At 43.7% G+C, this 8205-nt stretch carries 7 protein-coding genes and 1 tRNA gene; 3 read left to right on the top strand and 5 right to left on the bottom strand.

What is annotated here, in order from left to right; translation table 11 throughout:
* Window positions 1-180: 180 nt before the first annotated feature.
* Window positions 181-254 (top strand) — tRNA-Arg (locus ACTTJ8_RS10775).
* A 73-nt stretch (window positions 255-327) separates the two neighbouring features.
* On the opposite strand, the gene ACTTJ8_RS10770 is transcribed toward ACTTJ8_RS10775, so the two are convergent.
* From ACTTJ8_RS10770 to ACTTJ8_RS10755, 4 genes are all read right to left on the bottom strand, one after another.
* Entirely contained in the window at window positions 328-2127 is a 1800-nt protein-coding gene (locus tag ACTTJ8_RS10770; protein WP_442716815.1) for an SPOR domain-containing protein, read from the bottom strand.
* A gap of 114 nt (window positions 2128-2241) precedes the next feature.
* Window positions 2242-2736 carry a hypothetical protein gene (locus ACTTJ8_RS10765; protein WP_442719545.1) on the bottom strand — a complete coding sequence of 165 codons (495 nt, stop codon included), beginning with the start codon at window positions 2734-2736 and terminating at the stop codon, window positions 2242-2244.
* Window positions 2737-2810: 74 nt separating this feature from the next.
* Window positions 2811-3608, bottom strand: a complete 798-nt coding sequence (locus ACTTJ8_RS10760; RefSeq protein WP_442721181.1) for a ComF family protein — start codon at window positions 3606-3608, stop codon at window positions 2811-2813.
* 227 nt (window positions 3609-3835) lie between these two features.
* Window positions 3836-5650, bottom strand: coding sequence for a DNA topoisomerase IV subunit B (locus ACTTJ8_RS10755; protein WP_442721180.1), 1815 nt, complete (start codon window positions 5648-5650; stop codon window positions 3836-3838).
* A 788-nt stretch (window positions 5651-6438) separates the two neighbouring features.
* On the opposite strand from ACTTJ8_RS10755, the gene ACTTJ8_RS10750 reads away from it, so the two are divergent.
* Window positions 6439-7263, top strand: coding sequence for a hypothetical protein (locus ACTTJ8_RS10750; RefSeq protein ID WP_442721179.1), 825 nt, complete (start codon window positions 6439-6441; stop codon window positions 7261-7263).
* 246 nt (window positions 7264-7509) lie between these two features.
* Entirely contained in the window at window positions 7510-7743 is a 234-nt protein-coding gene (locus ACTTJ8_RS10745) for a hypothetical protein (RefSeq protein WP_442721178.1), read from the top strand.
* 66 nt (window positions 7744-7809) lie between these two features.
* On the opposite strand, the gene ACTTJ8_RS10740 is transcribed toward ACTTJ8_RS10745, so the two are convergent.
* Window positions 7810-8031 (bottom strand): hypothetical protein, encoded by a 222-nt coding sequence (locus ACTTJ8_RS10740; protein ID WP_442716810.1) that lies wholly within the window; start codon window positions 8029-8031, stop codon window positions 7810-7812.
* Window positions 8032-8205: the final 174 nt, after the last annotated feature.

Genomic DNA, 8205 nt, shown 5'->3' with positions numbered 1-8205 from the left:
GGTGAACCGTTTCTTTTCTCCTTTTTTGGGGCATTTTATTTTACAACTTACCAAGCCCTGAAAAGTACTATCCGGTATCTTGACTTTTTTCGATTTTTATCGTATATAATGAAAGTTGCTTTTTAAAGAACCTTATGAGGGTTGTTTTGAAAAGATGACTATTTGTATTTTAATGCTTACGAGATCGTAGCTCATTCGGATAGAGCAACTGCCTTCTAAGCAGTAGGTGGTGGGTTCGAATCCCGCCGGTCTCATTTTCTTTTATTTGTGCGGAGGGTAATACTCCGACGCTCTGCGTCGGAGTATGGTAAGCTAAGCGGCAAAGATTTAGGGAGCTTTCTTTAAGAAGGCATCTTTAAAGCCGAGTCGTTGAAAAGTCTCTAATGCAGCCCCTCGCTCATCTTTTTGCAGCGGACCAACATACACTTTATAAAAACTCCCGGTACCGGTTCCATTTTTTTCAACAGAAATAGGATACTGCTTCCCATATCGTTGTACGAAACTTTGTACATTGAGCATATCGGTGAACCGAGCTATCTGCACATAGAAGGCATCTTTCTTTAATCCATCGGTTACAAAGAGGTCTTCAGCCGGGCGGACAGGAGACTTCTCTGTTTTTGTCATGGACGCTTCATTCTGCGGTGCAGCCGGATGCTTAGCTTTTGTAGACGGAAGAGGGGGGACATCTTCTTGCCGTGGAGCTCTCGGTTCTGCCGGGACGAGCATCAGATGCTGTTCAACAGGTACTGCCGCGAGGGATACTTCAGCAATGTTTTCAGTTGGAGCCGCAGGTTCCGGCTCTACTGCTGCGAGCGGTGCAGGCTCTTCAACAACCGGCAGCGGTTCTTCAGCTTCTATGGGAGAAACTTCCGCTATTGCTTCCGGAACTTCTTCCTCAGCTTCAATAGGGACTGCTTCTGCTACAGATGAATCATCTGCTTCTTCAATCGGTGCAAGTTTGGCGACTGTTTCATCCGTGATGGGATCATCAGGCTGTTCAATTGGTAAAACCTCTGACGCCGGTTCTGCAGCTTCTCCGTCTTCATCGGCTAAATAGAGCTTTTCCGGTATTCCATCATCAGTATCATAGAGCGGAGGCTCATCATCTACAGGGGGATGCTCCGGGGATGCCGCTTCTGCAACAGCCGGTTCAGATTGAGGGGAAACAACAGGTTCTGTAGGAATTGCGACTTCAGGAACTGCTGCATCCTGTTCAGAATCTTCATCTTGATACTGTGTAGTTTCTATCTCAGGGACATTCGCGACCGGGTTTGTATATGCAGCAGAATCTTCTATTGATGATTCTTGTATTGGGCGAATAGCAACAAGCTGCTGCTGTGCTTCTTTCTCTCCCTCAAATATAGGTTCAACGGGTTCCGCAGCCTCAGCAATCGCTTCCGGCTGTGCCGAATATTCTACAGCAGGCGGTGTAGGCTCTTGCACTTCAGCAATCGGCTGAGGTGCTTCTTCGGGAACTACAGTTTCTGCTTTTTGCGGCTCTGCTACTTCGAAGGGAATAGCCGCAGCGACATGCTCTTGAACCGGCTCTATCACAGGCGGTACCTCTTGGGGGGCTGCCGCTTCTTCTGCTGATTCAGATTCCGGAGCAATAGCTATCGATGTTTCAGTTGGAGCGGGATTCGAAGCGGATTTTTCAACAGGAGACTGTTTTGAATCTTCTGCTGCTGTAGCCTGTGCTGACAGTACTGCGGTTTCTTGGTTATCTGTTACCGCTTCTTTTATCGGTATGGGGGCTTGCTTTGGCGCTGAATTTTTTGTGAGCAGCACGGGATCGGCTCCCTCTTCGGCAACAAGCGGAGGGATAGAAATACGTACCCGTACGGTAATTCCCTGCCGTACTGCTAAAGCTGCGGCTAAATCAGGTGAAAGCTTAATCAATACACCATCCGCACCGGTATTTCCAACAATAACAGCACGGGACTTCGTATTTTGCTCTAAATTGACTATTTCGATCAGCGTATGCGTTGGAAATAAATCACTGGATGCAAAAAGTCCGGAAGGAAACTCCTCTGCTGATCCGGCAGAGGCATTTCCTTCCCATACTGCCCATATCGATGTAATACTCAGTATGCAGAGCATTGTAATAGTTATTGTTTTTTTGAACATTCCTATCCCCTTTTCCAGTATGATTTGGAAACCCTGCAGAGCAGATGAAACCGCTCTGCAGTATTTTTAAACTACCCGATATGCGGGTTCTATGCTTTCGTTCTATAAACGAGATTATATCTTTTTCAAAACGGCAGCACCAATATGCGCTCCGGCACTTCGCGCTTTTTGCTTTAATTCAGCATCTCCAAGCCCTGCCGGATCAATATCATCTTCGGAAAGTACTGTTTTTAAAGAAAAATCAAGGATTTTCCATCGCAGTTTTTTCCATTCCAAGCCCTGTTTTTGGCTATTTTCACGAGATTCTTTTCCCTGCCCGTACTCGCAATACACTGCAACCACGTAATCAACTGAGGAATCAAACAACTTAATCACTGATGCCGTATCAGTATACAACGATGGCTTGCCAACAATATGCTCAACACTGGTTGTAATGATGCCATGATCAAAACACTGCTCAAAGATTTCAGTTTCGAGCACCGTGGTAATATCTGCTGCACCGGAAGGCGCATCTCCGTTGTACATACAAATAAAGCCGACTGTCTGTGTATATCCGGCACTCCATAGCAGCATGCAGGATAGCAACACCATCGGAATCCGCTTTTTCATGGTATATTCTCCGTATATCAATATCGGCAAAATAAAAAAAGCATAAAGGGGCTGCCGGAGACTTTAGGCTTCCTTCAATCAAAAAAAAGACAGAGTGCAACTATTTCTTTGCACCCGGCATTTTTTAATACACGGGCACAAGCTTCGAGTGTAGCGCCGGTAGTCATTACATCATCGATTAAGAGAACTCGCTCCGGAACCTGTTCTACCGCAGCGTGTATCTTTCCCTGTAAATTGCCGGCTCGATCTGTTTTAGACAGTTTTTTTTGCGGAGTACCGTCTTGCCGTTTTAAGCAGCGGCAGATTCTTGTTTGCGGATATACTGACAATTCCCGGACAATATCTTCAACTTGATCCCAGCCTTTTTCCCGTAATTTTTGAGGGCGCGGGGGAACCGGAACAAGCGGCAGCTGTGTAAGCTGAGGATTTGCAGTGAGAAATTGCCAAATAATAGAAGCAAATACCGGAGCAAAGGTACGGATAGCATTATTTTTCCACAGAGGAACTAATTTTTGCCCAAGACCGATATAGGGAAATAAGCTATAGATACGGGTACACGCGGGTTGTTGAGGAGCAGCTCCGCTCTTTCCATTTGCCATACTGCCCTCCAGTGCCTGTCTGCAACGGGTGCAGTATTCACGTTCCGAAATAAGGATTTTACCGCAATACATACAGCGTTGTATCTTTTCTATATCTTCAGAATAATCTGCATTGATATACGGCATAAACACCGTATCAATACAATGACGGCAAACAGGTAAACCATAGCGATCCGGCTTACCGCAGAGTAAACAAAGTTGAGGGCAAATGAGCCGACTGTAGTATTGCCGTGCCATGTTCCGTGTAAAAATGGCTGGTATATGATAGTTCATACTGAGGATTATAGGGGGTGGATGGGGAGTTCGGCTAAAAATTTCTTATTTTTTGTAAATATACGGCATATCTACTTCGCCGCCCCATTAAAACTGTACATCCTTATGCATTTGTTGATGATGTATCTATAAAGGACCTTTTCAAAAGTGCAGGCAATACGGTAATGGACAGCAAAAATACAAAACGCGGATGAGACTGTTAGTTTTCAAGGCATAGCACAACTTATTTATGCGTCAACTTCTGCAAGGAGATTTTTCATAATAAATTCCTTCCGTTCCGGGGTGTTTTTACCCATGTAAAACTCAAGGATGGCAGGAATTTTTTTAACCGTCTGAATGCTTACCGGCAACAAGCGGATATCTTGACCGATAAACTGACCGAACTCTGCAGGGCTTATTTCTCCCAATCCCTTAAAACGGGTAACCTCCGCAGCTGTACCGAGCCGTTTCATTTCTGCATCCCGTTCTTTTTCCGAATAGCAATAACAGGTTTCTTTTTTCGTCCGTACCCGGAACAGCGGTGTTTCTAAAATAAAGATACGACCATTCAGCACCAGCTCTTCAAAATAGGTGAGAAAAAAGGTAAGCAAGAGGTTTCTGATATGGAAGCCGTCGTTATCGGCATCGGTTGCAATGATGATCTTATTATAGCGGAGGCTTTCAAGGCTGTTTTCGATGCCGAGCGCCATCATCATATTGTACAGCTCCGCGTTTTTGTAGATTGCCGCCCGCTTTTTCCCGTGCATATTTTCCGGCTTACCGCGGAGAGAAAAGAGCGCCTGCGTGAGTACATCCCGGCTTGAAACCATAGAACCGGACGCTGAATCCCCTTCGGTGATAAAAATCATAGACTCATCTCCATACTGCTTATCTCCCAGATGAAATTTACAGTCCTTCAGTTTAGGGATTTTCATTGCAATCTTTTTTGCTGCAGCCTTTGCTTCTTTTTTAACACTGTTGAGTTCAGTACGGAGCCGTTCGTTTGCGATAATCTTTTCTTCCAGTTTGTGCGCCGCGTCTGCGTTTTTTTGCAGCCATTCCACAACGGCAGCCTTGGTACCGTTGACAATCCATGTCCGTACCTCAGTGTTTCCCAGCTTATTCTTTGTCTGACTTTCAAACACGGGGGCTTGTATCTTTACTGCAACCGCAGCACAGGTACCTTCCCGGACATCCTCGCTTTTATAGTTTTTGCGGAAATATTCGTTGATACCTTTTAATAGCCCTTCTTTGAAGGCTGAAAGATGGGTACCGCCATCCGATGTGTACTGTCCATTGACAAAGGAAAAATAGGTTTCACCGTAGTTATTGGTATGGGTAAAGGCGAATTCCAGTTTTGCTTCTTTAAAGTGAGCGACGGGGTACAAAACCTCTTCCCCAATTTCCGCGGCGAGTAGATCGAGTAAGCCGTTTTCCGACATATATGCCGTTCCGTTAAAGGTAAGAGTGAGTCCGGCATTCAAATAGGCGTAGTTCCACATCCGTTTTTCGATAAAATCCAGATTGAAGGTGTACTCTCCGAATATTTCCGCATCGGGGATAAACTCGACGAGTGTGCCGTTTTTTACCCCTTTTTTTGCATCTCCTTGTGTTTCTTGTACTAGTACTCCCCGCTCAAAGACTGCTTCTGCGTACTTTCCATCACGGACGGAGACTACCCGGAAATATTCGGAGAGGGCATTGACTGCCTTGGTTCCAACCCCGTTCAGTCCCACCGAAAACTGAAAAACCTCATCATTGTATTTTGCACCCGTGTTAATCACCGACACGCATTCTACAATCTTACCCAGCGGAATACCGCGTCCATAATCTCGGATGGTTACTTTATTGTCTCGTAAAACGGCATCGATCCGGTCTCCGTTGCCCATGATAAACTCGTCGATAGAGTTGTCGAGCACCTCTTTTAAGAGAATATAAATACCGTCATCGGGATTTGTACCATTTCCAAGCCGCCCGATGTACATACCTGTCCGCAGCCGGATATGCTCCAGTGAACTGAGTGTTTTTATTTTTGATTCATCATAGGTATTTTTTGCTGCCATTTTTTCCTCGTAATATTAAACCTGTTCGGAAACTTTTGTTTCTAAAAACAGGTTACCTTGAAATGCGATGTTCGCGCATTGTGCTATTTGTGCGATTTAGAACTCGTCAACCTGTTCGGAAACATAGTTATCGAACAGGTCTATTCTTAGGGGAATCTCTAAACTCGTGTATGCTGTTTAGAAGCGTCCTCTTTTTGCTATAACCGCCTATTCGTGCGAAAGGTAATACGCATAAACCGCATTGGGTATGGGTTTTCCTCACCGTACCTCGTTGCAGTGTATGGGAATGTCAGGATAACCGTCGGCGAGAGGTGATTGTAGCATAAATCGATATGAAATGTACACGTCCTTCCTGCAATAAAACGAGCTGTAAAGAAAACATTTAAGGGAAGCTAATCGGGCATTTCTAAACACCTCAAGCCTATCGGCTTGTTCTGTAAGAAACGTATATCATATCCGTTAAAGTAGATTGCAAATCGGCTTTTTGAGGTTCTTATCGGTATGTCTTCATGTCAATGTGTATTTGTACTTTTTCGGGAACTAGTTTATACTCTATATTTAGAAAATGAGAAAAAGAACAAAGTATGCTGTATTTGAATCAAGTATTGTTGATCAACTGCTACAAGGGGTTAGGATTAATCATATTCGTAATAGAGCAATCGATACAAAAAATATCTATCTTTTTGTTTAAAGACAGTATTGTCTATTGTTTTTGCAGCCTCTGATGTTTTATTTTTTCATTGTTGGGCTGCTTGAGAGCTTATATTTTTTCAAGGAGCTGTACTTGTATGGAATTTGACTTTAAAAATGCTCCGCTGCATGAAATACTTGCGTATGTGCCTGATTTGCGGAGAGAGGCTTATGTCGATACAACCCTGCGTATGCAGGCTGATGATAATATTGTCGGTGTTTTCGGTTCTGCATACTCAAATGCACATTCTCCGATTATCGATGAAGCGCTGATCTATGGATATGGGTTAGTGCCGGTGCCGATTGTCGGAGTTGATGCTTTTATTTTTAAGCACGGTGATTATCCTGCTTGTGATGTTATTAAAAGTACGATGGTGTATTTGACAACACAAAAATGTCCGTTGCTGTATTCTTCTAAAATGTATGTGCTGGATGGTTGTTGCCCTGCGGTTGAAGCTGCGTTTCGGCTGTGTACACAAAAGGCTGTCCACCGCTATCAGAATGCTGAAGCTCTACATACGGTTTTACAGGAAGTGTACGGGAGAACATATTCTGAAAGCCGCTATGAGCAGGCGCAGACGGCATATGCACAGCTTGATACCTTGTTGCAGCAGCTTGAGAAGAGCTCCCTTTCCGGCAATGAATTGGGAATTCTTGGGTTTTATTCCCGGTTCATCCTTGAACTTGATGAGCGGATAGCCTTTTTAACCCGTATCTGTGATCTGCTTGCCTATACAGCTGGTGGACAAACTGCAGATCAGCCTCTACGGGTGCCGATTTCAGTATATTGTCCCGATGGTATTGTACAAAAGATACAACCGGTTGCCGGACAGTATTTTAAGATAGTGCAAGCGCAGAATGAACCTGCCGATATTGCCTGTACAGGCTGTGTTTATGCAGCCGATGAATACCTCGCTTATTGATATGTATGCGCTTTTTGCGTACGAATTGAATAACTTTCAAAGTTCACACTTTATTCAACCGTTTAATTTTAAGGAATGGCAAATAAAAGCTGTACAAATAACACCGCTTTTATTTGATCTGAGTTTGCCAAGTGCAAACTTGTATATCATATACATGTTTTCATTTCGTTGCGAATCTGCGTAAATACTCTTAAAAAATATCTGAAACTGGACAATGGTATACCGACTAGCGGCACGATTCTGTGAGTGCCTGCAAGAATTGATGCAAAGCAGCTTGAAAAAGTATTCATAGAATATGCAGGGAAGACATTCGGCAAGAATATTGTAGAAAATGAAATATTAGCGATTCACGGGAAAACTATCCGGCGTTCTGAATATGCACCAACAATCCCAGATAAAAAGCCGTATGAAGCTGCTTATGCCGTTTCAGCTCAGGTCGTATCCGCCGGATATGTGTTTCGAGTATGTGAAAACAGATGATATGTTGTAATTGCCGGAAAATATGCAATAGTCTTCTGTATTCCTGCTTGTTGGTAACTTCTATACTTAGGATGAAGCGGAGGCAGCTGCTTCTTGAGGATTCGGCTGTTCTGATGGTTTTTTCAGACTTTGCTGCAATCTGCTTTGGAGTGAAGGCAGCTGCGGTTTATGATACCGTACAACATAAAAAACCAGATTAAGGTATAAGATCAGAAGAACTGTAATAATAATCACTTCAGGTGAAATGATGACATTCTTGATAAGAATACAAAGCTGAGCAAAAGTCATACTATAAGTATCGGTAGAAGAGTTCTCAGTCTTGAATATTGAAGGATCTTTCTAAAAACTGCAAGCCTATCGGTGGAGTGATACAATAAAAGTGCAGTGCCAAAATTGCCGAAAAAGAAAGGAGGAAAGGCAATGAAACGGTACGATGAGAACTTTAAAATCGAGGCATTGAAG

Origin of the sequence: Treponema sp., assembly GCF_052169735.1 — a bacterium.
Lineage (GTDB): Bacteria > Spirochaetota > Spirochaetia > Treponematales > Treponemataceae > Treponema.
Note: the sequence above shows the minus strand (reverse complement) of the source record. Positions and strands in the feature narration are given on the sequence as shown.